This is a genomic window from Kocuria sp. CH-021, assembly GCF_049716185.1.
GTDB classification, from domain to species: Bacteria; Actinomycetota; Actinomycetes; order Actinomycetales; family Micrococcaceae; genus Kocuria; species Kocuria cellulosilytica.
The window spans coordinates 48,786-75,361 of sequence record NZ_JBNAFK010000015.1; the positions used below are offsets into that span (position 1 = coordinate 48,786).

General features: G+C 71.6%; 22 protein-coding genes. 13 read left to right on the forward strand and 9 right to left on the reverse strand.

What is annotated here, in order from left to right; translation table 11 throughout:
* Window positions 1–192 precede the first annotated feature (192 nt).
* Genes ACPYN7_RS12630 through ACPYN7_RS12645 form a run of 4 tightly spaced genes read right to left on the reverse strand, consistent with a single transcriptional unit; the run spans window position 193 to window position 9,133 of the window.
* Window positions 193–6,186 carry a multicopper oxidase domain-containing protein gene (locus ACPYN7_RS12630; RefSeq protein WP_424347874.1) on the reverse strand — a complete coding sequence of 1,998 codons (5,994 nt, stop codon included), beginning with the start codon at window positions 6,184–6,186 and terminating at the stop codon, window positions 193–195.
* Between the two features lie 40 nt (window positions 6,187–6,226).
* Window positions 6,227–7,102 (reverse strand): DUF2182 domain-containing protein, encoded by an 876-nt coding sequence (locus tag ACPYN7_RS12635; RefSeq protein WP_424347875.1) that lies wholly within the window; start codon window positions 7,100–7,102, stop codon window positions 6,227–6,229.
* Between the two features lie 11 nt (window positions 7,103–7,113).
* A complete protein-coding gene (locus ACPYN7_RS12640; protein WP_424347876.1) occupies window positions 7,114–7,884 on the reverse strand; it encodes a DUF1326 domain-containing protein in 771 nt (256 codons plus the stop codon).
* 52 nt (window positions 7,885–7,936) lie between these two features.
* Entirely contained in the window at window positions 7,937–9,133 is a 1,197-nt protein-coding gene (locus tag ACPYN7_RS12645; RefSeq protein WP_424347877.1) for a hypothetical protein, read from the reverse strand.
* A 356-nt stretch (window positions 9,134–9,489) separates the two neighbouring features.
* On the opposite strand from ACPYN7_RS12645, the gene ACPYN7_RS12650 reads away from it, so the two are divergent.
* Complete coding sequence (locus ACPYN7_RS12650; RefSeq protein ID WP_424347878.1) at window positions 9,490–10,056, forward strand: uracil-DNA glycosylase; 567 nt, start codon at window positions 9,490–9,492, stop codon at window positions 10,054–10,056.
* Between the two features lie 9 nt (window positions 10,057–10,065).
* Here ACPYN7_RS12650 and ACPYN7_RS12655 read toward each other — a convergent pair whose 3' ends face one another.
* Window positions 10,066–10,611, reverse strand: coding sequence for a TetR family transcriptional regulator (locus tag ACPYN7_RS12655; RefSeq protein WP_424347879.1), 546 nt, complete (start codon window positions 10,609–10,611; stop codon window positions 10,066–10,068).
* 123 nt (window positions 10,612–10,734) lie between these two features.
* Between ACPYN7_RS12655 and ACPYN7_RS12660 the strand changes: the two genes are divergently transcribed.
* The 6 genes from ACPYN7_RS12660 to fmdA all read left to right on the forward strand — a co-directional run bounded on the left by ACPYN7_RS12660 (window position 10,735) and on the right by fmdA (window position 18,285).
* Window positions 10,735–12,252, forward strand: a complete 1,518-nt coding sequence (locus ACPYN7_RS12660; RefSeq protein WP_424347880.1) for an MFS transporter — start codon at window positions 10,735–10,737, stop codon at window positions 12,250–12,252.
* A gap of 120 nt (window positions 12,253–12,372) precedes the next feature.
* Window positions 12,373–12,897: a mycothiol transferase gene (locus ACPYN7_RS12665; protein ID WP_424347881.1), complete on the forward strand. Its 525-nt coding sequence runs from the start codon at window positions 12,373–12,375 to the stop codon at window positions 12,895–12,897.
* Between the two features lie 234 nt (window positions 12,898–13,131).
* Window positions 13,132–15,006: a peptidoglycan DD-metalloendopeptidase family protein gene (locus ACPYN7_RS12670; RefSeq protein WP_424347882.1), complete on the forward strand. Its 1,875-nt coding sequence runs from the start codon at window positions 13,132–13,134 to the stop codon at window positions 15,004–15,006.
* A 110-nt stretch (window positions 15,007–15,116) separates the two neighbouring features.
* Window positions 15,117–16,544 (forward strand): FAD-binding oxidoreductase, encoded by a 1,428-nt coding sequence (locus ACPYN7_RS12675; protein WP_424347883.1) that lies wholly within the window; start codon window positions 15,117–15,119, stop codon window positions 16,542–16,544.
* Between the two features lie 150 nt (window positions 16,545–16,694).
* Window positions 16,695–16,979 (forward strand): FmdB family zinc ribbon protein, encoded by a 285-nt coding sequence (locus ACPYN7_RS12680; protein ID WP_424347884.1) that lies wholly within the window; start codon window positions 16,695–16,697, stop codon window positions 16,977–16,979.
* Window positions 16,980–17,031: 52 nt separating this feature from the next.
* Entirely contained in the window at window positions 17,032–18,285 is a 1,254-nt protein-coding gene (gene fmdA, locus ACPYN7_RS12685) for a formamidase (RefSeq protein ID WP_058873112.1), read from the forward strand.
* Between the two features lie 2 nt (window positions 18,286–18,287).
* Here fmdA and ACPYN7_RS12690 read toward each other — a convergent pair whose 3' ends face one another.
* The 3 genes from ACPYN7_RS12690 to ACPYN7_RS12700 all read right to left on the reverse strand — a co-directional run bounded on the left by ACPYN7_RS12690 (window position 18,288) and on the right by ACPYN7_RS12700 (window position 20,540).
* The gene (locus ACPYN7_RS12690) at window positions 18,288–19,232 is read right to left on the reverse strand and encodes a hypothetical protein (RefSeq protein ID WP_058873113.1); all 945 of its coding nucleotides are present in this window, start codon (window positions 19,230–19,232) and stop codon (window positions 18,288–18,290) included.
* Window positions 19,233–19,284: 52 nt separating this feature from the next.
* The gene (locus ACPYN7_RS12695; protein WP_058873114.1) at window positions 19,285–19,818 is read right to left on the reverse strand and encodes an alpha/beta fold hydrolase; all 534 of its coding nucleotides are present in this window, start codon (window positions 19,816–19,818) and stop codon (window positions 19,285–19,287) included.
* A gap of 74 nt (window positions 19,819–19,892) precedes the next feature.
* A complete protein-coding gene (locus ACPYN7_RS12700; protein WP_424347885.1) occupies window positions 19,893–20,540 on the reverse strand; it encodes a maleylpyruvate isomerase family mycothiol-dependent enzyme in 648 nt (215 codons plus the stop codon).
* A 75-nt stretch (window positions 20,541–20,615) separates the two neighbouring features.
* On the opposite strand from ACPYN7_RS12700, the gene ACPYN7_RS12705 reads away from it, so the two are divergent.
* The 5 genes from ACPYN7_RS12705 (at window position 20,616) to ACPYN7_RS12725 (ending at window position 24,735) form a co-directional block, all read left to right on the forward strand.
* Complete coding sequence (locus ACPYN7_RS12705) at window positions 20,616–21,059, forward strand: MarR family winged helix-turn-helix transcriptional regulator (RefSeq protein ID WP_424347886.1); 444 nt, start codon at window positions 20,616–20,618, stop codon at window positions 21,057–21,059.
* Between the two features lie 115 nt (window positions 21,060–21,174).
* Window positions 21,175–22,194: a zinc-dependent alcohol dehydrogenase gene (locus ACPYN7_RS12710; protein WP_424347887.1), complete on the forward strand. Its 1,020-nt coding sequence runs from the start codon at window positions 21,175–21,177 to the stop codon at window positions 22,192–22,194.
* 8 nt (window positions 22,195–22,202) lie between these two features.
* Window positions 22,203–22,622, forward strand: coding sequence for a 6-pyruvoyl trahydropterin synthase family protein (locus ACPYN7_RS12715; RefSeq protein WP_058873117.1), 420 nt, complete (start codon window positions 22,203–22,205; stop codon window positions 22,620–22,622).
* Entirely contained in the window at window positions 22,619–23,872 is a 1,254-nt protein-coding gene (locus ACPYN7_RS12720; protein WP_424347888.1) for a glycosyltransferase, read from the forward strand. Before ACPYN7_RS12715 ends, ACPYN7_RS12720 begins: the two co-directional genes overlap by 4 nt.
* Window positions 23,869–24,735, forward strand: coding sequence for a class I SAM-dependent methyltransferase (locus ACPYN7_RS12725; protein WP_424347889.1), 867 nt, complete (start codon window positions 23,869–23,871; stop codon window positions 24,733–24,735). Before ACPYN7_RS12720 ends, ACPYN7_RS12725 begins: the two co-directional genes overlap by 4 nt.
* Here ACPYN7_RS12725 and ACPYN7_RS12730 read toward each other — a convergent pair.
* On the reverse strand, window positions 24,728–25,495 hold the full coding sequence (locus tag ACPYN7_RS12730; protein ID WP_424347890.1) for a CDP-alcohol phosphatidyltransferase family protein: 768 nt from the start codon (window positions 25,493–25,495) through the stop codon (window positions 24,728–24,730). The two genes, ACPYN7_RS12725 and ACPYN7_RS12730, sit on opposite strands and share 8 nt — an antisense overlap.
* Before the next feature lie 93 nt (window positions 25,496–25,588).
* On the opposite strand from ACPYN7_RS12730, the gene ACPYN7_RS12735 reads away from it, so the two are divergent.
* Window positions 25,589–26,521: a lysylphosphatidylglycerol synthase domain-containing protein gene (locus tag ACPYN7_RS12735; RefSeq protein WP_424347891.1), complete on the forward strand. Its 933-nt coding sequence runs from the start codon at window positions 25,589–25,591 to the stop codon at window positions 26,519–26,521.
* The last annotated feature ends 55 nt before the right edge of the window (window positions 26,522–26,576 follow it).

Consider the following 26,576-nt stretch of genomic DNA (forward strand, 5'->3'; position numbering starts at 1 on the left):
GCTGAACCCGGCCGAGTCGTGGCTGGGCATCATCGATCGCCGGACCGACATCGCCTCGGCAGCCGGGTGCAACAAGCGGAATCGGGCCTTCGTCACCGGCTGGAACGACCGGTCTCATTTTTTGGCGTGGACAAGGACCAGCAGCGAGATCCTGGAAAAGGCCAGTTGCTCAACGACTTCAAAGACGGACCACTAGGGAGAAGATTCCGCAACTTGTTTTCCCAGTTCCAATGCCTCTGAGATTGCACTCGATCCGGGAACGTCTGACAAAATACTTCCTACCACTGTGACGGCAACATCCAGGGCCATGGCCACACTGCGAGGATTTTTCAAGTCTTTGAACTTCTTGTTGATGCGAGTACCAGCTGCTCGGCGGAATGAATTCAACTTCAGCCTGACACTGGACCTGGTGACTCGATGACGCTCCAAATTGTCGAACCAATTTTCTTCTGATTTCGTACGAGGTGGGTCTCCCTGCTCCATGGCTAGGATTCTTTCCGGCCGTGGCATTTCGTTGAGAATGCTACCGAGCCGGTCGGAGCAGTACCGGAATTCTTCCATCAAATCGGATAGGGTTTGGGGATTGTCTTTCAAGACGAAGTGAAGGGCGGAATCTGATTCGTTGGATTCGATATGCCCTTGCAAGTACTCCCGTACTTCATGCAGGCAGTCATGAGCCGTGACAGCACGTTCTTCTTGCCCGACGTCCGCATTACTGGATGTTCGCCCAGCACGCCCTCCGCCGCGACCTGACGCTCCTCCTTCCGCATTTACATCATGACTTTTGCTTTTGGTTGATCTTCCGCCTATCTTGCCTCCCTGTTTCGGAATGTGACGACGCCGTGAACTGACCAGCTCGGGCAGTTTGCTGGCCCAGTGTGACCTCAACCGCTGTAGTGCTGATTGTCCCGTTCCGTTTCTGCTGTGGGCGCTCTTGTCATCCATGCGGATGATGCCCCACATCCCCTGACTGGCTGCCCAGCGGAAGGAACCGCTGCGGTAGGCGTGGTCCCCTGGATCCCAGCGTCCTTCGGGCTCCATGACCAGGTCCTGGGTGAAGCCGGCCGAGATGGCGGTGACCGACCCGGCTTCGGGACTAGAGTTCTTTACCTTTCGCACCCAGGGGGCAACGTCCCAGGCGAAGTTGTGGACAGTGAAGGTGTGGTTTCGAGGTTTGTCGCCTGCGCACACCAGTCGCCACCAGATGGGCAGGTCCCTGCTGGCGTGCTGGATCGGGGCGGTGAGGTTGGGCAGCGCCATGGGGTTCTGGTGTGGCGTCAGCGGAGATCGGTAGCTGATGGCCTTCTGCCCGACATCCACGGGCGGGTCGCTCGGAGAGATGTCAGGAAGTGGCTGATCGATATCACCGTGCAGGAAGTGACGCAGCCCGTCCTGGAGGAAGAAAACCAATTCTTGGGCTATGATTTCCTCGCCTTTCTTCAGATGGACATGGGAGCCTGTCCACTTCGGCTCGTCCTCGTTCTGCGGGTCGACCGGGGTGATGTCTCTGGGCTCGATCACGACAGCTCCGATCAGGCCGTGATGTCGGTGATTGCGGATGTCGCCCATATCGAACAGGTAGCAGGTTTGGCCTCGTTCGCGCCCGTCCTGATATGTGTCAAAAGCCAGGGCCGGATCTGCGTACCACCAATACTCCCGCCAGTTTGCGTCCCGGTGCCCGATCCCGTGGTCGGTGCGGTGCACCACGGCATTGACCGCGTCGTCGTGCCCGCCGTGCACGACGTGAGCACCATCGTCCACGTCCAGGGCGGCCACGGTGCCGTCCTGGTTCAGCCCCACGTACGCGCCGTCGTCGCTGTGCACGTCGTACAGCAGCAGGCTGGGGTGCAGGGAGACCCGGGGGCTGACCGTTCGACGGTCCGGGTAGCCCAGATGGTCACGGTGCTCGACGGGCAGCCGCGGCGGGCTCACTTCCGGTCCGAAGTCCGGCAGCCGGGGATTCTTTGTCGCGAAGTCCTGGTCGGGGAGGTTCTCCTGCGGTAGGAGTACCTCATTGATGAGGGTGATCTTGATCCATTCCCCGGGATGTGCCCGTAGGACCAGAGGTTGGTCGCAATCGTCCACGTCCACTGCCCGGAGATTTCCGGTCTCGCTTCCGTCGGTTCTGGTCTCGGCGACGAACTCTTCGGCTGTCCGGTAGATAAGACCCCACGGGTCGGTCAGCGCTTGGCCGGCGTACTGGTGCTCGTGGCGCTGGGCGACCACTACGTACTCCCGCACCTTTCCTCCCGACGACGTTCCTCCGGGCATCCGGAGGGGGCGAGCGGGGAGGAATCCGTTGGACTGGGAGAGGCGGAACAGGTCCAGTGCCTCGTTCAGTTCCTGCTCGGTGGCAGGCGCCCCGCGTCCCCTGTCATCCTCGGTTTCGGGCACGAGCTTGGTGATGGACCGCAACGGCGGGAGCTCTCGGAAGTTTTCCGAGCTGGGCTGGAGCGAACGGATCAGACCCCAGCATCCCAGCCACAGGTCGTCCATGACGGTGAACTGCCACAAGTGGTCGCCGACACCGTACGGGCTCGTCACCACGGGTTCTCCGTCGGCTCCGATTTCCGGTGGGTTGATGTCCATGGTGAAGGCCTCAGAGATGCCCAGTGTCTGCTGGTTCACCCACGGCGACTGTTGGTTCTGCCAGTCCTTGCGCCATCGCATGCCGTTGAGCATGAAACTGTGCTGCTCCTCGTGGGAGCCCTGGAAGATGCGGATGCGCAGTCGTTCCCCCGGGTAGGTGTAGATCACCGGCGTGTCAGGGTCACCCTTGTGCTTCGGCGGCACAGGCAGGGGCGGAGACATCTGCGGGGCCTGCACGTCGAGGACCTTCCGCTGCTGCTCTTCCTCGTTCTCCAACGAGGAACGGCTGGAACTGAACCACTCGGAGGGGTCCTTGCCGCGATATCGCATGGGGGCGCACCGGTAGTTGACGCCCATAACACCGGGATCGTCATCACCACCCAACAGGTTCGGCTCATTCAGCGGATCATCCTCTGGCCGAGGTTGAGGAGGGACGGGGATTGGAGGACGGTCGTCCTTCGGTCGGTTCAGCGGAACGAAGTCCCCAAGTGCCAATCCGGCTTCCCGGAAGGGTTCCTTCAAAGCGACGTCCCCGTGCTCGTCCGAATTCCGCGGCACGATCACGGCTTGGGATCCAACCCATGCGGGGGTCTGCTGGTCGGGCAGGTACCAGCGGGTGCCGTTGGGCTCGGCAATCAGGGCTGCAAACAGGCCCCGCTTTTGCCGGAAGTTCGCCAAGAGATGGTCGTGGAAGAAGCACGGGCCGAACTCCTCATCCACCACCCACCGGTGCAAAGAAACGTTCGCGGGGGGATCGCCGATCTCATCGTCGGGAATGGCATCGGGGGAACTGGCACCCGAGAGGTAGTTCCAGCCGGAGGCTGAGCCGTCGGCGGCGAGCACGTCGAACTTCACCAGGTGGACGTGCAAGCCACATTCCACTGGGTGACCAGGGAAGTCGAAGTGGTCGCCTTCGACGGTGCCCACCGTATTGTGCAGGCGCAGTTCCACGATGTCGCCGTGATTGGCCCGTGGGAAAAACGCGTCCACCCCGCCGTCCTTCTCGGTGACCGGCGGCTTGAACGGCACCGGGTCCCCCTCCCGGGGTCCGTCATCGTCGAGACGGGTGACACTGATTCCCTCGAGCCGATAGTGGTGGCCGTGGGGGTCGTACCAGCCGGCGGAGTTGTAGATCATTCCCCGTTCCGCCATGGCGATGTCGTAGTGAATGATCCGTCGCTCGGGCACCTTCGCCTTGGTGTTCCAGTCCTGGGCGAGGCCGTCCAAGTCGACGAAGAGGGCGCCGGGCTGTGCACCTGATCGACAGTTGGGTGCAAAAGCTGCCCGCTCCTTCTCAGAGCAGTTGGGCATCCGCAACAGTTGGCGTCGCCCGTCAACCGGGATCGTCGCGTTCGCATCCCTTTTCTGCACGTCGTTCTTGTTAGGTGAGGGCGGCGGTGGAGACTTGCGTGGATAGCTGGAGTCCATGAACCACGGAAACCCGGGTTGTTCGTCGGTCCAGGGGTCGGGGTTGCGGCCGGGCAATGGCTTCAGCGCGGGACAGGGCGTGCCGTCGGGGTAGGCCCTCTCCCCGTCGACCATTCGGTCGAAGCTGCGCCACAGTCCCCACATGCCGTGGTGGAAGTGGGGGTAGAGGTGGCAGTGCCAGATGATGTCGCCCACCGCGTGCTGGCGGCTGCCCGAGCCGTAGAGCGGGTCGATGGTCATGGCTGTCTGCGGGCCGATGGACACGGAGTCCAGCAGCTGCGAGCCGTGGTGCTCGCCCGTCTTCCACACTGAGGGCTCAGCGGTGTCCTGGGCGACGGCTCGCCATTGGTGGACGTGCAGGTGGTAGACGTGGGTCTCTTTGACCCCGGCGTGCACCAGCCGCACTCGGCTGGGGTCCCCGCGGTAGGCGCGCAGGATCGGCGTCACCGGTTCGCCGAACAGCCATGAACTGTGATGCTGTTCCTCACCGGAGACGCGCTCGAGGAATGTGCCGTTCTCGTCTTTGGCCACCCAGAATTCTTCTCCGAGTGTTTCCTGGTCGATTCTGACTTCGACTGCTGAGTGGTCGATCCCGTTCTCGTCGGGTTCTGCTTGCGGGGCGCCTTTGCGCAGGCGTTGGTGCAGCCGGTAGGGAAGACGGTTGTGCATGGGTTCGGCACGGTAGGACAGGGGCATCGCCGAGTGAGGCAGGGGGTGAGGGATGCCGCTGTGCGTCTCAGGTTCGTCGTGGAAGAAGACGGTGAACTCGCGGAAACTGCAGTTGCCGGCGAATTGCTCCGGATCCTTCTTCGCGTGGTGGAAGTCGATGAAGTTTTCCTTCCGCCATTTCCGGCACCGATTGCCCACCCGGCAATCCTCATGCTGGTCGTCGCGGCAGTCCTCCTGGGGAGTGGCCACCTTCCCGTCCTTGAGGCCGTGTTCCTCCCGGGGCACGACGTCGGCGTAGAGCCCGTCGGGGTGGTCCGTGTCGTCGAGCCGTTGCCCGGTCTCGGGGTCGTACCACCTCGCGCCCTCGGGCTCGACGACCAGAGCGGCGAACAACCCGTGGTTGTTGGTGCCACGGTCGGTTCCGCGGATGTCGCCCAGATCGTTGATCGGCCACACGCCCTCCCGAGCGCACGTCCAGCGGTACGTCATCTTCGATTGGTAGGGGACAGTGGTGGGGTCGTTGTCGCCCACGCACGCCCCATCCCCGTACCGGACCCCGGTACCGGTGCCGCGACCTGGGATGGTGCCTCCGAGCCCGTCTCCTTGCACGTGCATGCCCACTTCGCGGCCGCGGATGCTGTTCTCGAACCGCACCTTCACCTGCTCTCCCCGGCATGCCCGCAGCACCAGCGGACGCACCAGGGGGATGGGCTTGAGCGGATTGCACCGGTTGTACGGCGGAGTTTGTTCGCGTTCATGTCTATGTTCATGGAGCACGTCAGGGCTGTGGTCGTTGAACATCAGCCGCTCGATGTCCTTATCCTTCAGCTGAGAGCCAGGGCGATGCCTCCGGTACCAAGCCAGTGTCTCCGGCCAGTCGTGGCGGAGCTTTTCCAGTTGCTCCTCGATGGCTCGCTCGGCCTCCTCGAGCTGCCCTAGCCATGAGGTGCTCAACTCCCCCAGGAGCTGCTGCAGGGCCTGCTCAATATCGTCCTGCTCTTCCTGCGCCTGCTGTTCCCCTTGTCGCTTAGGGCTCTGCAAAGACTTGGGGTGGAGGCTGGAGATCCGCCCGGCGGTCAGTTCCCGCAAAGCGGAGACCAACTCATCCACCGTGGCCCGGTAGTTCTGGCGTATCGCCCGGTCGTGCGGTTCCAACCGTGGGCTGTGGGAGTCCCGGTCCTCCCGGTCGAGAACCTCGGATTCACCACCGAACTCCTGCAGGAGGTAGCGATTCCCTTCCCGTCCTTCGGATAGGATCCGGCGCATCTCGAGGAACCGTGGCACGGCGTAGACCACTGTCTCCATGAGCTGGGTTTTACGGTGCATCGTGGTCAGGTATTCGCCGTTCTTCTTTCGTTGTTCCTTCACCCACTCCAAGAGGGGCTGGTACACGCGCAAGGTGTAGAGCAGACCATTAGGATCGTGGTCGCCCTCGAGCGAGTAGACGATCGGGAAGGACATGGCCACAACGTGGTACGTGCGGAATTGGGTGCGCGACATGGTGAGCTCCGTGATCGAGCCGCTCAGCGGCAGAAAAGGTCTACAACAGATGTGACTGTGAAATAACGGGAATCAGCGCCGTAGCCGCTCCCAGAGCGATGAGGGCGAACCCGGCCGGTCGAACGAGGCGCCGGCCCCACGAGACGAGACGCTCTGCGGCCATGACTACGCTCAACGCGACCATCGCAGGCAGGGCCGCGGTGCCGACGGTGAAGCAGATGAGCATCAGCGCCCAACAGCACCCGATACATGACAGCGCGTAGGCACCGGACAGGGCGAAGGTCTCCGCGCCGGAGGAGCGTCGACCCTGCCAGTGCGCCAGCACGAAGCTGCGTGGGCTCCGGCAGCCGCGCAGGCACAGATCTTTTAGCGGGGTGAACTGATAGACACCGGCGCCAATCAGGACGGCCCCTGTCACCCAGCGGGGATCGATCACCAGCCATCCGCTGGAAGCCAACTCCCGGACACCCAGATCGCTTGCGACGAGAACCGCCCCGACAACCATCCAGGCCCCCACGAAAGTCATGGCGCTCAAAATCGTCAGACGCCACGGGTCCGGTTGGTGGGAGACCAGCCGTCGCACCGTCTGCAGCAGCGGAAGTGCTGGCGGAAGCATCATGGCGACCACCATGAAACCCCAGGCGCCCATGGCAATCGCACCACCGACCAGAGCAGGAGGAATCACGAACGCGGTCGTACCACCATGCTGAGCGTGTACTTCCCCGGCCCCGCCCGGGGCGAGCACCTCAGAGGTCACTGTGTGGCCTTCCAGGCCGTGGCCCCCGGGCCCGTGGGTCAACAGCAGGACTCCCCAGGCCATCGCTGCCATCACAAGCGTGCCCAGAACAAGGAGATTCATGTCGAGGCGGCGGGGTGCCACGGACCGGTGAGGAGTCGCCGAGGAGGTGGTAGTCATGCCGGCGCTTCCTAGGCTGCGGGGTGGTGGTAGCGAAAGGTGCCGCGCATGCCTGATCGGTCCTTGACGTGGATGTTGCCTCCGGGCAGGGCCCCGACGTTGATGATCAGTTCCTCCCCCGCCTGGGCAGTCACCGGGTTCTGAGCCTGCAGCTCGTAGGAAAGCGCGGTGTTGGACAGCTCCAGCGGCTGCCTCTTAGCGTCCTCGGCCACGTCGAACCGCTCCGGCTGCCCGGTGGCATGGATCAGCCGGTCTTCAATGGGTCTCGCCTCCGGTTCCTCCGGGTTCGTTCGGGTACGGGTGACTGTGGCCGTCCAGAAGCGTTCGTTCTTGTCCGCGTCGCCGTCCTTGTCGAAGTCGAAGGAGATCCTGGCCGACTCGGCCCCGACCACAGTTCCACTCATCTCGGCCAGCTCAGCCAGCGGCCCGATGCCCCCTCCTTTCTTCGTGGGATGCTCGGCGAAAGCACTCCGCAAGGCCTGAATGAGCTGGTCCTCGGTGGCTCCCTTGTTGGTGCGCTCCGAGACGTCGATGTAGATCATCGAAGTGGCTGGGGCCGCGCTGTCGCGGCGGTTGCCCGAGTGGATCGCGACACTGACGACCTTGCATCCGGTGACGACGAGGTCATCGATCCTCGACTCGATGCCCTGGCCGTCCTGGGTGAACTCCCACAGGACGAACCCGGTGCAGTGTCCCTCCACAGGGTCGTCGTCCACCCAGCAGGGGCAGATGACGGTGCAGTCGCAGGCCTCGAGAAAGTCGCCTGTCAGTGTGTATTCCATGACGGTCCCCTGATCTCTGAATGATGGGTGGAAAGCGTCTGGCAGGACCCGGTCAGGCCACGACCCTGACGTTCGCTGTGCTGGTGCCGCCGGCGGCGGAGACGACCGTGACCGTGGCCGGCGGCGCATCGAGAGCAAAAGCCCCAACCGGGCCGGACAGCCCGCCACGTCCGGTAACCGTCAGTGCCGGGGCGCCGCTCTGGTCACTGGAGGTGGCGCTGACGGTAAGCGTCTGGTTGGTGCTGTCGTAGTCGGCCTGGATGATCTCCACAGCATCGGTGACCCTCGCGGTCACCGGCAGAGCAATGGGATCGGTCTGGTTGGTCAGCGTGACCTGCGTCGGAACCGTGTTGTCCGCCGGCATGCGGGAGAGGTAGTTGGGGGTGTTGCCGCCCTGCAGGGGCGTCTGGGGCCCACCGTCGAGGGATGCCCCGAGTTGCTGCCCAGGGACGGACCGGGCGAACACCTCCACCGTCACCGTCCCCGACGCCGCTCGGCGGTAGATCGCGCGGGTGATCTCCACCCCGTGGATCGTGGCGCTCCGACCCTGCAGCACGAACTGGTCCGTGTAGACCTTGTCCGGGTTCCCCGGATCATTCGGATCTGAGTTACCCCCAGCTGTACCCGCTCCCGGGCCATCCACCAGGGCGAAGTTGGTGTTGAAGGGGCTGCCTGTGATCGTGTGTTCGGTGGTGCCGTCACCGATGTAGCCCTCGGGAAGAGCAGGATCGGGGGGCCACCGCAGGAAAGGGGCAATGTGTCCGCCCAGAGCTCCGGTGAACTCCAACGGGGTCAGGCCGACGTCTTCCGTCGCAGTCACCCGGCCCCTGTCATCGGTGGTGGCCTGGACCGTGCCGTAGGGGTGCGTGAGCGTGTACGTCGTTTCGGGGCGGCCATCGCGGACCCGGAACCGGATGCGTCCGAAGACGATCTGCTGGCCGTCCGCCACGCCTTCGGTGGCGAAGGTGGCCTCCAGAGCCAGGATCACCCTCACTTCCCCATCCTGTCCCCCTCCGCCCAGGGGCAACTCCGCCTCCGCGGTCATGTAGAACGACTCGCCTGGGAAGTCGGCGATGCCCCGCAGCGTCCCGCTCTCATCCAGACCAGCGATGACCGGGGTGTTCGGGTCGTCGCGTTGCCACGCCAGATCCAGACGCGTACCCGTGGCGTCTTCGTACCACAGTGGAAAACCGGTCCGTGGGTCGATCGGGCCGACCTCTGCCAGCCGTTGCGGGTTCTTCGTGACCATGGCTCGCCCCTTGCCGAGATGACGTCCCTGTGTGCCGATGAGAATAAATGTAGGAGCGGAAATCTGTATGACGATGAATGAAGCAATTACAAATGGAGAAACACTGTGAAGTAGTAACGCTCCAATAACTTCACCTTTTCCGTCGATATGGTGATTCATTTTCCTTGCGCTGTCTCCTCCATCGGAGGTGGCGTGCGTGACAGGTGGGGGAAGGTGTCCCTGCACTCGGCCGCGCGCCGTATCGGCTGGTCTGCTTGCTCGTCAGCGGGGATGATCATCGTGTGCCGTCTTCTTCGCCTCCCGGCGTTCCCGGCAGCTCCGGGACGGATGTTTCGCCCACTGCCAAGCGTGCCCGCGTGGACGAGCCCCACGTGGCCCCGCTCAACGCCCTGGTCCGGAGTTGGCGCAGCGGCGGCAGGTTCGTGCCGTGGGCCGATCCCGACGGCGGCGGCACCGGCGCCCGGGTGCTCGTGCTCATGGAGGCGCCCGGGCCGGCCACCGTGGCGGCCGGGGAGCGGGGCTTCAGCTCCGAGGACAACCCTGATCCCACCGCCCGGGTCTTCAAGGCGCTACGGGAGGAGTCCGGGCTGGCCCGCGGCGACTACTTGCGCTGGAACGTGGTGCCCTGGTCGCTGCGGGACGCGGACGGGCGGCACCGGCCGCCCAGGGCGGAGGACCTCGTCGAGGCGGAACCGGCCCTGCGGGAACTGGTCGGTTCGCTGCCGGAGCTGCGCGTCGTCGTGACCTTCGGGGCCCCGGCGCTCACGGGGATGATGCGGCTGCTCACCGTCGAGGATCCGCCGCGGCTGCTGCCCGTGCTGGGTGTGCCGCACCCCTCGCTGCGCAACGGCCACCGCCGGGTCGAGACGCGGCAGCGGATCCTTGTGGCGCTGCGCACGGCCGCAGCCGCGGCGCGGAGCTGAAGCGGGAGCTCAGGGCCGCGGGCTGAGCCGGTCCACCGCGGCCAGGAGGTTCTCCAGGATGGTGTGCCGCTGCGCGCTGCCGTCGGGCAGCAGTCCGATCGACGCGTTCTGGTAGAGCCCGTCACCCATCTGCTGGACCGCGGTCGCCACCACCGGGTCCCCCACGTCCGCGAGGATCAGCTCGTACCACGCCTCCTCGAGCCGCTTGAGGGCGGCCCGGGCGTTCTCGTCCCCGGCCTGGACCAGCCGGGAGGCCACGATCAGGGCCCGGTCGAGCCGGCTGTCCTCGAACAGGGACGTGACGAGGAAGTAGCGGGCGGCCCCGTCCGGCGCCGCCGCCATGGCCTCGAGGTCCAGGCGCATGAGCTCCTCGAGCCGCTGCAGCGTCGCGTCCACGAGGGCCTGGCGGTGCGGGAAGTGGTAGAGCAGGCCCCCCTTGGACACGCCGGCGGCGGCGGCGACGGCGTCGAGGGTCGCGGCTCGTTCGCCGTCGTCGAGGACGATCTGCTCGAAGGCGGCCAGGAGCTTGTCCCGGGCCACGGGTGGGCGCGGCATGTGAGGAAGACCTCCCTGGATCGGACGTGGTGCCCATTGTGCCAGCTCGCCCATAACTGTACCGTCTAGACGGTACAGTTAATGCGGCTGTCCGATCCCGATCCGTTTCCCCGGAGGTGAACCATGACCACTCTGCTGACGCCCCGCCCCACGGCCGGTGCGCGCGAATGGGCCGCGCTCGCGGTCCTGATGATGCCCGTCCTGCTCGTGTCGGTCGACAACACGGCCCTGAGCTTCGCGCTGCCCACCATCTCCCAGGCGCTGCACCCCACCGGGGCGCAGCTGCTGTGGATCGTGGACGTCTATCCCCTCGTGCTCGCCGGCCTGCTCATCCCCATGGGGTCCCTGGGGGACCGGATCGGCCGCCGGCGGCTGCTGCTCATCGGCGGCACGGGCTTCGCCGCCGTCTCCGCGGCGTCGGCCTTCGCGCCCACCGCCGAACTGCTGGTGGCCGGACGGGCCGCGATGGGGCTCTTCGGCGCGATGCTGATGCCGGCCACCCTGTCCCTGCTGCGCAACATCTTCCTGGACCCGGGCCAGCGCCGGATCGCGATCGCGGTGTGGGCCGGCGGCTTCAGCGGCGGCGCCGCGCTCGGGCCGATCGTCGGCGGCTTCCTGCTCAACCACTTCTGGTGGGGCTCGGTGTTCCTGATGTCCGTGCCAGTGCTGCTGCCGCTGCTCGTGCTCGGTCCCGTCCTGGTGCCGGAGTCGCGCGACCCCCGGCCCGGGCCCGTGGACGTCCCCTCCGTGCTGCTCGCCATGCTGGCCATGACCCCGGTGGTGTACGGCGTCAAGGCGGCGACGGCCTCCGGGGAGCTGTTCCACGGCCTGCTCAGCGCGGCCTTCGGCGTGCTGGCCGGTGTGCTCTTCGTCCGGCGCCAGGCGGTCCTGGCGCACCCGATGCTCGACCTCGCCCTGTTCCGGCTCCCGGGCTTCCGGGGCGGGGTGACCGTCAACGTGCTCGGCAACGTGGGGCTCTACGGGTTCCTGTTCATGCTGACCCAGTACCTGCAGCTCGTGGTCGGCCTGGACCCGATGAGCGCCGGCCTGACCATGGTCCCGGGCCTCGTCCTCACGGTCCTCGCCGGCTTCCTGGCCGTGCGGGCCGTGCAGTGGCTGAGCCCGCGGACCGTGATCACCGCGGGGATGCTCCTGTCCGCGGCCGGCTTCCTCGTGGTCGCCCTCGCCGATCTCTCCGCGACCGCCGGCGCCGTGGTGGTCCTCATGGCCTTCTGCCTGGTCGGCACCGGCATCGGGCTCGCCGAGACGCTCTCCAACGACCTGGTGCTCACGGCCGCGCCGCCGCACAAGGCCGGGGCCGCCTCGGCGATCTCGGAGACCGGCTACGAGGTCGGTGCGGTGCTGGGCACGGCCGTGCTCGGCGGGCTGCTGACCGCGTTCTACCAGCGGCACCTCGATCTGCCCACGGCGCTCGAGCCCGGCTCCTCCGCGGCGGCGCACGAGACCCTCGGCGGGGCCGTCGAGATCGCGGAGGGCGCGGGGGCGCTCGGTCCCGCCGTGCGGGAGGCCGCCTTCGCGGCCTTCACTGCGGGCATGCACTGGACGGCGCTGGTCATGACGGCCGTGGTGGTCCTGGCCGCGTTCACGGTCGCCCGCGTGCTGCGGCCAGCCGCGCGCTGACCTGCCCGCCGCAGGGGCCGGGACGCCGCAGCACGCCGGCGGCGCTCCACGGAGCCCCGGGGCCGTAGGCTCGGCGGCAGGGGCTGGTCCGGCCCTTCGGGAACGGAAGGAGTGGTCACCATGACGCCGCAGGACCTTTTCGAGGACGCCGCCCGCCGCCCGTCCCAGGTGGCCGAGCACGTGCTCGAGGACATCTCGCCGGAGATGCTGAACACCATGCCGGGAGGGACCGCGAACTCCGTGGCCTGGCTGGTGTGGCACGCGGCCCGCCAGCAGGACGCGCAGGTGGCCCGGCTCGCCGGTGCCGAGGAGGTGTGGACCGCGGAGGGCTGGAGCGGGCGGTTCGGCCTCGACCTCCCCGACTCCTCCATGGGCTTCGGCCACGGCCCGGAGGACGTCGCGCGGGTGCGTGTGGCGTCCCCCGACGTGCTGCGGGGCTACCTCGACGCGGTGGTCGAGCGCACCGTGGCCTACGTGCACGGGCTCACCGACGCCCAGCTCGACGACGTGGTGGACCCGTCCTGGAGCCCGCCCGTCACCCGCGGCGTGCGCCTGGTCAGCACGGTCGACGACGCCGCGCAGCACCTCGGCCAGGCCGCCTACGTCCGGGGGCTGCTCGACGACGGGTGGTCCGGGCCCTACTGACCGTTCCTCCCGGTGGCTCTCGTCCGTGAGGGCCCCGCGCGGGAGCGCTCCGCCCGGGGCGGGAGAGTTTGCGTTTGCATAAAGTCGTCGTGTGACAAGGCGCCGATGAGGGGACGGCGGATCCCTCGGTCGCGACCGGTTGTTCACTTAAGCTGATGCCGCGGGGCGACAGCGCCCCGATCATCTGCACGATCTTCTCGTCGCCGTCCGCGACATCCTGGGGGAAACACCGTCATGCCCCGCGACTCCTCTCGCCGCCCTGCTCCCACCGGTCTGCGCCACCGCGCGTCCTCGCCGGTCACCGCCCTCACCGCGTTCTCGGCCCTCGTGGCCGTCAGCGTGGCCGTCAGCGCGGGCATCGCACCGGAGGCCGGCGAGGACCGGGGGACCTCGGCCTTCGGCGCCCCGGCGGCCTCCGCGGAGCGGGCGGAGCACTCGAACAGCCGGTGGAGCCTGCTCGCGGCCGGCCAGGAGCAGGAGGCCCCTCCGGCCCGCCCGGTGCGGGAGGACCGCGCCGTCTCGCCCGTGCGGGACGGCGGCGAGGGGAAGGGCTCCTGGCGGGCCGGGACCGGGCGCGGTGACGGCGGTCGCGAGTCCGCGTCGACCGTGCGCCCGGGCCGGCAGGCGCCGAAGCTGTACCAGGGCGAGCTGCCCGTCAACACGATCATCGCGCCGACCCGGCCCGGCGCCGTGCTGCCCGGCGGGCAGTTCGGCTGGCGGATCGCCCCCGACCGCGGCGGGCGCGAGTTCCACAACGGCACCGACGTCTCGGCCGCGCCCGGACTGCCGGTCGTCGCCGCCCTCGACGGTGTGGTGACGGCCGTGTTCTGGGACGTCTGGGGCGGCAACCGGGTGGAGGTCACCCACGCGGACGGGATCAGGACCACCTACAACCACCTCGAGGACGTCCGGGTGCGGACCGGTGACCGGCTCGCCGCCTCCGAGCAGCTCGGCACTGTCGGTGCCACCGGCGTCCGGGTCACGGGCCCGCACCTGCACTTCGAGACCTGGGTGGACGGCCAGGCGGTCGACCCCCAGTCCTTCGACTGGGTCGACGGCATGCGCGTCATTCCCGCCTCCCGCAGCAAGTACTCCCTCGAGGTCCCCGTGCCGGACGCGGTCGAGGACCCGGCCGCGCAGAAGGCCGAGGCCGCCCGGAAGAAGGCCGACGCCGCGAAGAAGGCGGAGGCCGCGAAGAGAGCGCAGGCCGCCCAGAAGTCCGAGGTCGCGAAGAAGCAGGCGAAGGCCGCCGAGAAGGCGGACGCGGTCAAGAGGGCCGAGGCGGCGAAGAAGGCCGAGGCGGCCCGGAAGACCGAGGCGGCGAAGAGGGCGGACGCGGCGAAGCGGGCCGAGGCGGCGAAGAAGCAGTCGGACGCCGCGCAGCGGGCGGAGCACGAGCAGAACGGCACCGCCGAGCGGCCCGGGCGGCCGGTGGGGGACCTGCCGGCCCCGGCGGCCCCGGTGGTGTCCGCTCCTCCCGCCGCTCCCGTGGAGGCCGACCCCGTCGTCCCCGCTCCTCCCGCCGCTCCCATGGAGGCCGACCCCGTCGTCCCCGCTCCGGCCCCGCCGGCCGGAGTGGACCCTGCGCTGCCCCCTGCCGTGCCGGCCCCCGGGCAGCAGCCCGTGCCGGCGCCGGACCGTGAGCCGGTGACGGTCCCCGACCCGGTGACGGTCCCCGACCCCGTGTCGGTCCCCGACCCGGAGCCCGAGCTGGAACCGGGAGTCGCGCCACGGGTTCCCGACGCGGTGCGGGACACCGACGGGGACGGGACGCTCGACACGGAGGACCCCGACATCGACAACGACGGCACCCCCAACGAGCTGGACGACGACATCGACGGGGACAGGATCCCCGACGTCGTCGATCCCGACCTGGACGGGGACGGCCTGCGCAACGAGGAGGATCCGGACCGCGACGGGGACGGGATCCCGAACGACAAGGACGCGGAGCCGGACACCCCGGCGCCCACGGCGGCGGCCGGAGCCACCGCCGACGCCGCCGAGGCCGCAGACCCGGCCGGACCGGGCGGGGCGGCCGGTCCGGAGGAGGCCGCCGGTGCCGCCGCGGCCGCTCCGGCGGCCGGTGCGGACGAGGCGGGCGGCCTCTGACGCCCGGCCCGGAGTTATGCAGGTGTGACAAGGGCTTTCGCGGCGCCCTGCGCCGGGCGGACTAGAATCTGCCTCCGGGCCGACACATTCTTCGCGCAGGAGCGGGAGCCATGAGCACCACCGATCACGGTGCGCCGGGCGACGGGACGGCCAGGGCGCTCCGGGAACTCCGGGACCGCCTCACAGGGGGACTGGTCGAGCCGGGGGACCCCGACTACGACAGGGCCCGCCGGGTCTGGAACGGCCTGATCGACGTCCGCCCCCGGGCCGTCGTGCGAGCCGGCGACGTCGGCGACATCGACCTCGTCCTGGCCGCGGCGCAGCGCACGCGGCTGCCGCTGGCGGTGCGGGGCGGCGGACACGGGGTGGCGGGCCACGGCACGGTCGAGGGTGGCCTGGTGCTGGACCTGGGGCGGCTGCGGGGCGTCGTCGTCGACCCCGCGAACCAGCTCGTGAGCGTGGACCCCGGCACCACGGTCGCCGGGCTCGACCGTGCCACGGTCCGGCACGGTCTCGCGGTCCCCGGCGGCCTCGTCGGCGCCGCCGGCGTGGCCGGACTCACCCTGGGCGGGGGCATGGGCTGGCTGACCCGCAGCAACGGGCTGACGCTCGACAACCTGGACTCCGCCGACGTCGTGACCGCCGCCGGCGACCACCTGCACGCCAGCGAGGAGGAGAACGCCGGGCTCTTCTGGGGCCTGCGCGGCGGCGGCGGCAACCTCGGGGTGGCCTCCTCCTTCACCTTCAGGGCCCGCCGGCTGCCCTCCGCCGTGCTCGCGGGGAACCTCTACTACCGCAGGCCGCACTGGCGGGACGCCCTGAGCGCCTTCGCCGAGTGGTCGCGCGGTCTGCCGGACGAGATGAACCCGGTGCTCAGCTTCGCGATCCCGCCGCCGGGGGCCGGGATGGGCGACGAGCCGGTGCTGACCGTGGGCTTCTGCTGGGCCTCCGAGAACCACGCCGCCGGCCTGGACGTCGTCGACGGGCTGCGGGAGGACGCTCCGCCCGACGCCGAGGAGATGGGGCCGACACCGTGGCTCGCCTGGCAGGGGGCCAGGGACGGCGCCTTCCCCAGGGGTTCGCACGGCCACTGGCGGAACGTGCCCTTCTCCCGGCTGGACGGCGAGGTCGTCGACGTCCTCGCCGGCCTGGCCTCCGGGATCACGTGCCGGGGCGCCGGCATCGACGTCCACCACCTCGAGGGCGCGTTCGGGCGGGTGCCGGAGGAGGCCACCGCCTTCCCCAACCGCTCCGCGCGGTACTGGCTGACGGTCTACGGCGTCCGGCACGACCCCGTCGACGACGAGCTCCTCGCCGGCTTCGTCCAAACGGTGCGGAACGGGATGCAGCCGTTCGCCGAGCACGGGGAGTACGTCAACCTCATGGGCCCGGACGCCGAGCTCGGGGGCGACCTCCCGGAGGCGGCGCGCCTGGCCTACGGGCGGGAGAAGCACCAGCGGCTGGCCGCCCTCAAGGACCGCTACGACCCCGGGAACCTCTTCCGGCACAACCTCAACGTCGAGCCCCACCGGCCCTGAGCGTGGCGCGGCCGGGACCGCACGGGGCGGACGCCCGGCGCACCCGCCTCCGTCATCTCCGGGCGATGTCGGCGACCGCCCTTCCCCGGCCGCGGGCACGGCACTACGGTCGACAGTCCAGAGACCCCGCGTTCCCGGGAGGCGCACCGCATGCCGATCTACGAGTACCGCTGCCCGGACTGCGGCGTCTTCGAGAAGCTGCTGGGGATGGGCGCCGCCGCACGCGAGCGCACCTGTCCCGGCTGCGGGGCCCCGGCGCGGCGGCTGATGAGCGCGGCCGGGCTCTCCCGGGCCGGCACCCCCGCGGCACGGCTGATCGAGCGCACCGAGCGCACCGCCGCCGAGCCCGACGTCGTCGCCGCACCCCCGCCCGGTGCCCGCGGCGCGGCCCGGACCACCGGCAACCCCCTGCACCGCAGACTTCCCCGGCCCTGAGAGGCGCCCCGACCGAGCACCACTTCGCACACCGCAGCCTAGGAGGCACGTCATGCCGGAGCTCATCTTTCCCCTGGACTCGTCCCGGCCGTTCGAGGACCAGCAGCTGGTGGGGCACAACCGGTGGCACCCGGAGATCCCTCCGGTGGCGACCGTGCGACCCGGGGACACGTTCCGGGTGCACTGCCGGGAGTGGTTCGACGGCGCGATCGTCAACGACGACTCCGCCGAGGACATCCTCAACGCGCCGCTGACCACCGTGCACAAGCTCTCCGGCCCGTTCGCGGTGGAGGGCGCGAAGCCGGGGGACCTGCTCGTCGTCGACATCCTCGACGTCGGCCCCGTCCCGCAGGAGGACTCGGGCCCACTGGCCGGGCAGGGCTGGGGGTACACCGGGGTCTTCGCGCGGTCCAACGGCGGGGGCTTCCTCACCGACCGCTTTCCGGACGCCTACAAGGCGATCTGGGACTTCCGCGGCCAGACGGCCACCTCCCGCCACGTCCCGGAAGTCTCGTTCACCGGCATCGTCCACCCCGGCCTGATGGGCACCGCACCCTCCGCCGAGCTGCTCGCCCGGTGGAACGCGCGCGAGGGGGCGCTCATCGCCACCGACCCGGACCGGGTCCCGCCCCTGGCGCTGCCGCCCGAGCCCGCGGACGCCCTGCTGGGCGGGGTCCCCGACGCCGACGTGGAGCGGGTCGCGGCGGAGGCAGCGCGCACCGCCCCGCCCCGGGAGAACGGCGGGAACCAGGACATCAAGAACCTCACCAAGGGCACCCGGGTCTTCTACCCCGTCTTCGTGGACGGCGCGAACTTCTCCGTGGGGGACCTGCACTTCTCCCAGGGCGACGGCGAGATCACGTTCTGCGGCGCCATCGAGATGGGCGGGTTCGTCGACTTCCACGTGGACGTCATCAAGGGCGGCATGGAGACCTACGGGGTCTCGGAGAACGCGATCTTCCTGCCGGGCAGGACGGACCCGCAGTACAGCGAGTGGATCTCCTTCTCCGGCACCTCGGTGACGCTCGACGGCGAGCAGCGCTACCTCGACTCGCAGCTCTCCTACCAGCGGGCGTGCCTGCACGCCGTCGACTACCTCACGAAGTTCGGGTACTCCCCGGAGCAGGCCTACCTGCTGCTGGGCGCCGCGCCGATCGAGGGCCGGTTCTCCGGGGTGGTGGACATCCCCAACTCCTGCGCCACGGTGTACCTGCCCACCGCGATCTTCGACTTCGACATCCGGCCCTCCGCGGCCGGCCCGCACCAGGTGGACCCCGGCCGGGGCGCGCCGCACGCGGCGGCGTGAGCTCAGGCGGCCCCGAGCGCGAGGTACAGCTCGACCACGGCGGTGGCCACGTCCTGGCCGCACGCCGCGGTGGGGTAGCCGGAGCCCAGCACGGCGATGTGGTGGGCCGTCCCGCCCGTGGCGGCCCGCCCCACGCTGTGGGTGTCCCACTGCCCGCCGGCGTCCGGGAGCCACCCGTTCTTGACGAGGGAGTCCGTGGTGGCCGCCCCGCCCGCGCGGGGGCCGCCCACGCCCCACGTCTGGGACGGATGGCTGGGCCGCATCTGCTCCCGCAGCCAGGCGAGGTCCTCCTCGGGCAGCCAGTCCGCGCCGTGGACCACCGTGCCCAGCACGGCCAGCTGGTCGGAGGCCGTGGTCATGTTGTGGCCCCAGCCGCCCGAGGACCGGGTCGAGCTGACGCCCATGAGGTCGTAGGTCTCGTTGAGCTCGGCCTCCATGGCGGAGACCGTGGGGCCGAGCGCGCCGTAGAGGGCGGAGGTGGACTCGTTGCCGCTCTCGTGGACGCTGTTGCGGATCAGCTCCCGCTGCTGCGCGGTGAGCCGGCCGTCCCGCTCCGCGGCCAGGCGCATGGTGGTCAGGGCCAGCGGGACCTTCGAGAGGCTCGCCTCCATGCCGGACAGATCGGGGCGGTGGGCGAGGACCGTGCGGCCGTCCGGGTCCTGCACCAGCAGGCCGATCTCCGCGCCCACGGCCCCGCTCAGCCCGTCCAGGGCGGCGGTGAGGGCGCGCCGGTCGTCCTCCGCCGAGGGCCCGTTCGCCACGGCGAACGATCCGGCGCCCGCCGGGCCGCAGGAGGCGGGGACGGTCACCGAGGTGGTCCCGGGGACCTCGCCGCCCGGGGCGGCGGGGAGCGCGGCGGCGGGGACCGGGGCGCAGAGGCCCAGGAGCAGTGCGGCGGTCCCCAGGGTGCGGGCGGTCCTGCGGGGCACGGGATGGGATCGGGTCATGCCCTCCATGCTCTCGCACGGAGGCGATTCTGCCGATCCGCCCGGCTCCGCCTCACGCAATGAGACCCCGGTCCGTCCAGGACGTCGGCAGGTGCCCTCCGGAGCGGAGCAGCACGAGTTCGGCCGAGGGCAGCTGCTCGGCGAGACAGTGCGCGTGGGCGGAGGGCACGACGTCGTCGTCCTCGGCGTGGACCAGGACGATCTCGAGGTCCGCGAGCGTCCGGCCCACGGTGGGGGGCAGGGCGAAGCCGCGCTCGTTCCAGTCCGGGTGCTGCGGGCACCAGCACGGGGCCGCCACGGTCACCACGCGCTGCAGCAGCGTGGGGATCCGGTTGCACAGGAAGCGCAGGGCCTCGGACCCGCCGAGGGAGTGGCCCACGATCACCCAGGGCTCGTCCGGGATGGCGCGGACGGCCCGGCCGATCGCCTCCTGCCACAGCTCCGGATCGGGATTCTCCGGGCTCGGGAGGTCGGGGGCGACGAGGTCCGCGTCCGGCCACTGCCGCCGCACGGCCTCGAGCACCGGGTTTCCACCGGGGCCGGGCTGGAGTCCGGCCCCGTGCAGGAAGAGGATGCGCTGGACCATGGGTCACCTCGGGGGACGGGGGAGGTGACGGCGGATGCCGCCTCCACCAGCGTCCTCGCCGCCGCGGCGGGGTGTCAAGAGCGCCGGACGGCCCCCGCCCCCGGGTCCACGAGGTCCAGGCCCGGTCCCTCGAGCCGGTCGAGCGCCGCCGTCCGTCCGGTCAGCAGCAGGAGCAGGGCTTCCATGGTCCCGCGGACCATGGGGCCGCTGCCCGCGCGCCAGTCGACGTCGGTCGCGGTGAGCGTCACCCCGCGCAGCCGCCGGCGGGCCCGGAACGGGAAGGAGATCGACCACACCCGGTCGGCGGCCGTGCGGGCGGCCTCCGGGGGCATGGCGTGGTGCCGCCCCAGGGGCAGGGCGATGTCCTGGGTGTGGACCAGGACGTCGAGGAGCGGATCCCGCACCCCCGTGCCCGGAGGGTGGCGCCTCGACCCGTCCAGGCGGCGGTAGTCCGCGACGATCTCCTCGACCGGCCGGCGGCCGCGGCGCCGGGCGTCCAGGAACACCGCGCGGTCGTAGTTCCCCCGGCCGCGCCACAGGGCGACGGCGAGATCGGCCACCCCGAACTGCGGCGAGGAGATGACGTGGGCCGCCACGTCCCGCACGGCCCATCCCGGGCACAGCGTGGGGTGGTCCCACTCCTCGGGGCTGAGGGTCTCGAGCAGGTCCGCCAGCGCGGACCGCTCCCGGTGGACGGCGTCCCAGATGGCGGTGCGGTCCATGGTAGTCTCCCCACAATGGTCAGGTTTACTGACTTAATTCTCCGGCGGGATCCGCCACGGTGTCAAGGGGTGGGAGTGCGCGAGGACGAGGGGACGAACACGGGGCTGCTGCTGTACTACCCGTACCGGGACATGGAGATCCGGGTGGTGGAGGCCCTGCATGCCGCCGGCTTCGCGGATCTCTCCTACGCGCAGGCGCGGATCTTCCAGCGGATCGGCCCGGAGGGCACCCGCACGGTGCAGCTCGCGGAGCAGGCCCGCGTCACCAAGCAGACGGCCAGCCTGCTGGTGCAGGCCCTGGAGGAGGAGGGGTACGTGGAGCGGCGGCCCGATCCCGCCGACGCCCGGGCCCGGCTCGTGACCATCGCCGAGCGCGGCCGGGCCGCCCAGGCGGTCGCGGCGGGCGTGGTCGCCGAGGTGGAGGAGCAGTGGCTGCGCCGGCTCGGGTCCCGCCGCTATGCCGCGCTGCGGCGGGCGCTCGCCGAGCTGCACGAGGAGGGGCCCGCCCCGACCGCCTGACCTGCGGATCACGCCCGGCCGCACGCTTCGGTGGCCGGCCGGGCGCGCGGGGGGCCCCGGCCTGCCGCGGCGGTCGCCCGGTGGCGGGCCGCCGCCGGCACGCCACAATGGGAGCATGACCGACACCGCCGCCGCCCCGGAGCAGCCCCGGACCTGCCGCGCCTACTGGACCGTGGAGCCCGGCCGGGGGGAGCTGCGCACCGCGGAGCTGCCCGCCCCGGGGCCGGAGGACGTGCTGGTGCGGGCGCTGCGCTCCGGGATCAGCCGCGGCACCGAGTCGCTGGTCCACCGCGGTCTGGTCCCGGCGCGGGTGCACGAGCGGATGCGCGCCCCGTTCCAGGAGGGGGACTTCCCGGGCCCGGTGAAATACGGCTACCTGTCCGTGGGCGTCGTGGAGCAGGGGCCGGAGGACCTGGTGGGCCGGCGGGTCTTCGGCCTGCACCCGCACCAGGACCGCTACGTGCTCCCGGCCTCCGCCGTGACCCCCGTGCCCGACGACGTGCCCTCCGACCGCGCCGTGCTCGCCGGCTCCGTGGAGACGGCCGTCAACGCCCTCTGGGAGGCCGCGCCCCGCCTCGGGGACCGCGTGGCCGTGGTCGGCGCCGGGATGATCGGCGCGTGCACGGCCGCGCTGCTGGCCCGCTTCCCGCTCGCCCGGCTGCAGCTCGTGGACCCGCAGCCGTCCCGCGGGGAGCTCGCGGCACGGCTCGGCGTGGAGCACGTGCTGCCGGAGGACGCCGCGGGGGAGTGCGACGTCGTGGTGCACGCCTCCTCCACCGCCGCCGGCCTGGCGCGGGGGCTCGAGCTGCTCGGCGACGAGGGCGAGCTGATCGAGCTGTCCTGGTACGGCGACGAGGACCCGGCCGTCCCGCTCGGCGCGGACTTCCACGCCCGGCGGCTGCAGATCCGCGCCAGCCAGGTGGGCGCCGTCGCCCCCGCGCGCCGGGCCCGCCGCACGACCGCCGACCGGCTCGCCACCGCGCTGGACGCGCTGCGGGACCCCCGCTTCGACGCCCTGCTCTCCGGGAGCTCCGCCTTCGCGGATCTGCCGGCCACCATGGCGCGGCTCGCCGCCGGAGCCCCGGACGTGCTGTGCCACGTGGTGGACTACGACCGACCCGCCCCGCCGACTTGAGGAGCCCCGTGTTCACCCTGACCGTCCGAGACCACATGATGATCGCCCACAGCCTGCCGGACCCCTTCTTCGGCCCCGCCCAGAACCTGCACGGGGCCACCTACGAGGTGGAGGCCACCTGGTCCCGGCCGGTCCTCGACGAGCACGGGGTGGTCATGGACATCGGCCTGGCCGGCGACCTGCTCACGGGCGTGCTCGACGGCCTGCGCTACCGCAACCTCGACGAGCACCCGGACCTCGCGGGCCGGCTGACCACCACCGAGGTGCTCGCCCAGTACGTGGCCGAGCGGCTCGCGGCGGGCGCGGCGTCCGTCGAGGGGCTCGAGCGGCTGGCCGTGACCCTGCGGGAGAACCCCGACGCCTGGGCCTCCTACACCCTCGAGCTGCCCGTGCTGAGCGAGCGCGGCGGGCCCGTCCCGGCCCGGTGAGCACGGTGCGGGCGGGCCTCGACGTGGTGGTGCCCGACGACGGCGGACGGCCCACCGGGGGATCGCTCTACGACCGCCGGCTCGTGGCGGCACTGGGCGCCCTGGGCCGCCCGGCCCGCCTCGTGCCGGTCGCGGGGGACTGGCCCGCCCCGGACGGCGCCGCCCGCTCGCGGCTGCGGCGGGCCCTCGGCGGCCCGTCCCCCGGGCGGGCGGTCGTCCTCGACGGCCTCGTGGGGTGCGCCGCCCCGGAGACCGTCGAGGACGCCGTGCGCTCCGGCGTGCCCGTGCACCTGCTCGTGCACCTGCCCCTGCCCGCCGAGACGGGGCTGGACCCCGCGGCCGCCGCGGAGCTCGCCCGGCGGGAGGCCGCCGCCCTCGCCGCGGCCACCGGGGTGCTGGTGCCCAGTGCCTGGGCGGCCCGGGACCTCGGCCGCCGCTACGGCGCCGCAGGCGTCGCCGTGGCGGAGCCGGGGGCCGAGCGCGGACCGGTGGCCGCGGGATCCTCCCCGCCGCGACTGCTCTGCCTCGCGTCCCTGACCCCGCGCAAGAACCAGCGCCTCCTGCTGCGGGCCCTCGCGCCGCTGGCCGGCCTCGACTGGACCCTCGACCTCGTGGGCCCGGAGGGCGACCCCCGCCACGTCCACGAGCTGGACGCCGCGGCCCGGCAGCTCCCCGACCCGGAACGCGTGCGCCGCCACGGTCCCCTCCGGGGTGCCGCGCTGGCCCGGCAGTGGGCGCGCACGGACCTGCTGCTGCTGCCCTCCACGGCCGAGACCTACGGCATGGTCGTCACCGAGGCGCTCGCCCACGGCGTGCCCGCGCTGGTCGCGGCCGGCACCGGCGCGGTCGAGGCCCTCGACGGCGCGCCGCCGCACCGGCCCGCCGGCGGCGCCGGGCCCACCACCGCGCCCGCCGCCGGGGCCCGGGCCGGCGCCGCCCTCGACCCCGCCGACCCGTCCGCCTGGACCGAGGTGCTGCGGGACTGGCTGACCGACCCCGCCCTGCGCAGGCAGTGGCGGGCCGCGGCGCTGGCCCGCCGCGAGCGCCTGCGCCGCTGGGAGGACACCGCCCGCGACGTCCTCGCCGCGATCGCCCGGCCGCCCGATCCGTCGGAGCCCCCGGGCACGACACCGGCGACGAGCACGCCGCCGCCGATGAGCACCACCGCCGATGACCACGTCAGCACCGCCGCCACCGGCTGCGACGCCGACCACGACACCACCACCGAGCGCACCAGGAGACCGAGATGACGAACCACTCCGCCCCCGACCGTCCCGTCGCCGGCGACTGGCTGGCCCTGCGCGAGCCCGCCGACGCCGCCGCCCGCGAGGACTCGCTGCCCCTGATCGCCCGGCTCGTCCGGCACTGGGAGGAGCGCCCGCCGTCCGGCACCGACACCGACCCGGGCACGGAGCCCGTCGTCGTCGTGGACCTCGGCGCCGGGACGGGCGCGAACCGGGCCTGGCTGGCCCGGCACCTGCCCGGCCCCCAGCGCTGGATCCTGCTCGACCACGACCGCGGGCTGCTCGAGCAGGCCGTGGCCGCCGCCCGGGCCGAGGAGACCGACGTCGTGCCCGTCCTCGCCGGGGTCGAGGAGCTCGGCCGGGTCCTCGCGGAGCACCCGGCGGACCGCCGGCTGGTCACGTGCTCCGCGCTGCTCGACCTGCTCACCCGGGAGCAGATCCGGGAGCTGGCCCGCGTGCTGGCCGAGGAGGGCGTCCCGGCGCTCCTCGCCCTGACCGTCGACGGCGAGGTCCTGCTCGACCCCCCGCACCACCTGGACCCCTCGGTGCTGGGCGCCTTCGAGGACCACCAGCACCGCGGTGAGCTCGCCGGCACCGACGCCGTGCGGCTGGCCGCGGAGGCCCTGCAGGAGCACGGGATGGCCGTGGACGTGACGCCCACGCCCTGGTGGATCTCCGACCAGGCGTGGGCCCGGCCCCTCCTGGAGCGGTTCCTCGCCGACCGGGCGGACGCCGCCGTGGAGCACCGCCCGGACCTCACGGCCGAGGCCCACGCCTGGCTGCGGACCCGCCTGGTGGACTGCGCCCGCGGCCGGCTGCGAGCCACGGTGGGGCACGCGGACGTGCTCGGCCTGCCGCCCGTCAGCTGAGCCCGCGCCCCGACCGCTCCAGCCACCGGACGTCCCGGCCGAAGGACACCAGCAGCAGGACCAGCGCGACGGCGACGGCGGTGACGGCCAGCGGCAGCGGGATGAGCGGGACCAGCGCCCCGAGCAGGACCCCGCCCTGGATCCCCGCCACGACCCGCCGGTACGAGGAGAAGGGCAGCCCGCGGCGCCACGCGGGACGCACCCGCAGGCCGAGCAGGAACAGGTAGCGCATGGCGCCGACCAGCACCACCCACCCGGCCCCGGGCAGCCCGAGCCGGGCGGCGACGGCCACGGAGAGGACGAGCAGCAGCGCGGCGTCGACCTCCTGGTCGAGCCGCGCGCCGGCGTGCGTGGCGGTGCCGGTGCGGCGGGCGACCCACCCGTCGACGCCGTCGAGCAGCCAGGCGGGCAGCGCGACGGCGAACACGGCCCAGCACCAGGCCTCGGCGGGGCGGCCCGCGTCCTGGCCCAGCACGGGCGCCAGGCCCACGGGCAGCAGTGCGGCGGCCAGCGCGACGAGCACCGAGCGGCCCACGGTGACCCGGTCGGCGGGGCCGTAGGGCTCACCGCGGCGGCGCACGGTGCTGCGCACCACCGCGCCGAGCACGCCGAGGCCCAGCGCCCCCGAGGCCAGCAGCACGGGGAGCTCCGCGTCCGACAGCACGGGGAGCACCGCGAGCGCGCCGCCCAGCACCAGGAACGCCAGCACTCCGTCCCGGCGCGCCGAGGGGCGGGAACCGGTGGATCGGGCCAGGGCCATGCGGTCGCCTTCCGCGTCGGGGGTCTTCATCGTGGGCGGGCCCGGCCCGCCGCGTCAATCCGGGCGACGGCGGGCGGTGGCTAGACTGCGCCCATGCCCGCCGAGACCCCGCCAGCCCCCACCCGGCGGCGGCCCGTTCTCCGCGCGCTGCTCGCCGCCGGCCAGGCGGCGGCCGGGCTGCTGCTGCTCGCACTGCTGTTCCGCGCCCTGGGCACGGACGCGGTGCGCAGCGCCGTCGGGATCCTGACCCCCGCCACGGTGCTGCTCGCCCTGGGGGCCGGACTCCTGGCCACGGCGGCCCAGGCCCAGCGCTGGCGGCTCGTGGCCCGCAGCCGGGGCATGCCGATCGGCTTCCGGGAGGCGCTGGGCGAGTGCCTGGCGTCCGGGCTGGTGAACCTGCTGCTGCCCGGCGGCGTGACCGGGGACGCGGTGCGGGTGCTCCGCCGCCGCCGGCGCGGCGACAGCTGGCCCGGGGCCGGCGGGTCCGTGCTGGGCGAGCGGCTGGCCGGGACGTCCGTGCTCCTCGCGGCGGGCACCGTGCCCGCCCTGGCGGTCGGCGGCTGGCTCGCCGCGGCCCTCGGCCTCGGGGCGCTCGGCCTCGGGGCGGTCGCCTGGCGCTCGACGAGCGGTGCCCCGGCGCGCGACCGGGCGGGGGTGTGGGCGCTGTCCGTGCTCGCCTGGGCCTGCTACCAGGGGCTGTTCCTGCTGGCCGCCGTGCGCACCGCCCCGCAGGAGTCCCTGGCGAACCTGTGGGGGACCTCCGTGCTGGGCCTCGCGGGAATGTCCGTGCCCGTCGGGGTGGGCGGCTGGGGCCCGCGGGAGGGGATCACCACCCTGGCCGCCATGGCCCACGGACTGCCCGCCGAGACCGGCTTCGCGATCTCGATCGGCTACGGACTGCTCGCCCTGATCTCCGCGCTGCCGGGGGCTCTCGTGCTGCTCCGGTGGCTGGGCGCGGGATCTCCGCGTCCCCGCCGGGAGTCGCAGAGGGCCGCGGGCGCACGCCCGGACCGCGGCGCAGACTGACCGTGGCGCGCCCCGCCGCGTGTCATGGGCGTCCGCACGACGTCACAACTCGACG

Coding starts and splice junctions, on each gene's coding strand:
- ACPYN7_RS12630 (WP_424347874.1), bottom strand. CDS start 6,186: ATGTCGCGCACCCAATTCCGCACGTACCACGTTGTGGCCATGTCCTTC.
- ACPYN7_RS12635 (WP_424347875.1), bottom strand. CDS start 7,102: ATGACTACCACCTCCTCGGCGACTCCTCACCGGTCCGTGGCACCCCGC.
- ACPYN7_RS12640 (WP_424347876.1), bottom strand. CDS start 7,884: ATGGAATACACACTGACAGGCGACTTTCTCGAGGCCTGCGACTGCACC.
- ACPYN7_RS12645 (WP_424347877.1), bottom strand. CDS start 9,133: ATGGTCACGAAGAACCCGCAACGGCTGGCAGAGGTCGGCCCGATCGAC.
- ACPYN7_RS12655 (WP_424347879.1), bottom strand. CDS start 10,611: ATGCCGCGCCCACCCGTGGCCCGGGACAAGCTCCTGGCCGCCTTCGAG.
- ACPYN7_RS12660 (WP_424347880.1), top strand. CDS start 10,735: ATGACCACTCTGCTGACGCCCCGCCCCACGGCCGGTGCGCGCGAATGG.
- ACPYN7_RS12665 (WP_424347881.1), top strand. CDS start 12,373: ATGACGCCGCAGGACCTTTTCGAGGACGCCGCCCGCCGCCCGTCCCAG.
- ACPYN7_RS12670 (WP_424347882.1), top strand. CDS start 13,132: ATGCCCCGCGACTCCTCTCGCCGCCCTGCTCCCACCGGTCTGCGCCAC.
- ACPYN7_RS12675 (WP_424347883.1), top strand. CDS start 15,117: ATGAGCACCACCGATCACGGTGCGCCGGGCGACGGGACGGCCAGGGCG.
- ACPYN7_RS12680 (WP_424347884.1), top strand. CDS start 16,695: ATGCCGATCTACGAGTACCGCTGCCCGGACTGCGGCGTCTTCGAGAAG.
- fmdA (WP_058873112.1), top strand. CDS start 17,032: ATGCCGGAGCTCATCTTTCCCCTGGACTCGTCCCGGCCGTTCGAGGAC.
- ACPYN7_RS12690 (WP_058873113.1), bottom strand. CDS start 19,232: ATGACCCGATCCCATCCCGTGCCCCGCAGGACCGCCCGCACCCTGGGG.
- ACPYN7_RS12695 (WP_058873114.1), bottom strand. CDS start 19,818: ATGGTCCAGCGCATCCTCTTCCTGCACGGGGCCGGACTCCAGCCCGGC.
- ACPYN7_RS12700 (WP_424347885.1), bottom strand. CDS start 20,540: ATGGACCGCACCGCCATCTGGGACGCCGTCCACCGGGAGCGGTCCGCG.
- ACPYN7_RS12710 (WP_424347887.1), top strand. CDS start 21,175: ATGACCGACACCGCCGCCGCCCCGGAGCAGCCCCGGACCTGCCGCGCC.
- ACPYN7_RS12725 (WP_424347889.1), top strand. CDS start 23,869: ATGACGAACCACTCCGCCCCCGACCGTCCCGTCGCCGGCGACTGGCTG.
- ACPYN7_RS12730 (WP_424347890.1), bottom strand. CDS start 25,495: ATGGCCCTGGCCCGATCCACCGGTTCCCGCCCCTCGGCGCGCCGGGAC.
- ACPYN7_RS12735 (WP_424347891.1), top strand. CDS start 25,589: ATGCCCGCCGAGACCCCGCCAGCCCCCACCCGGCGGCGGCCCGTTCTC.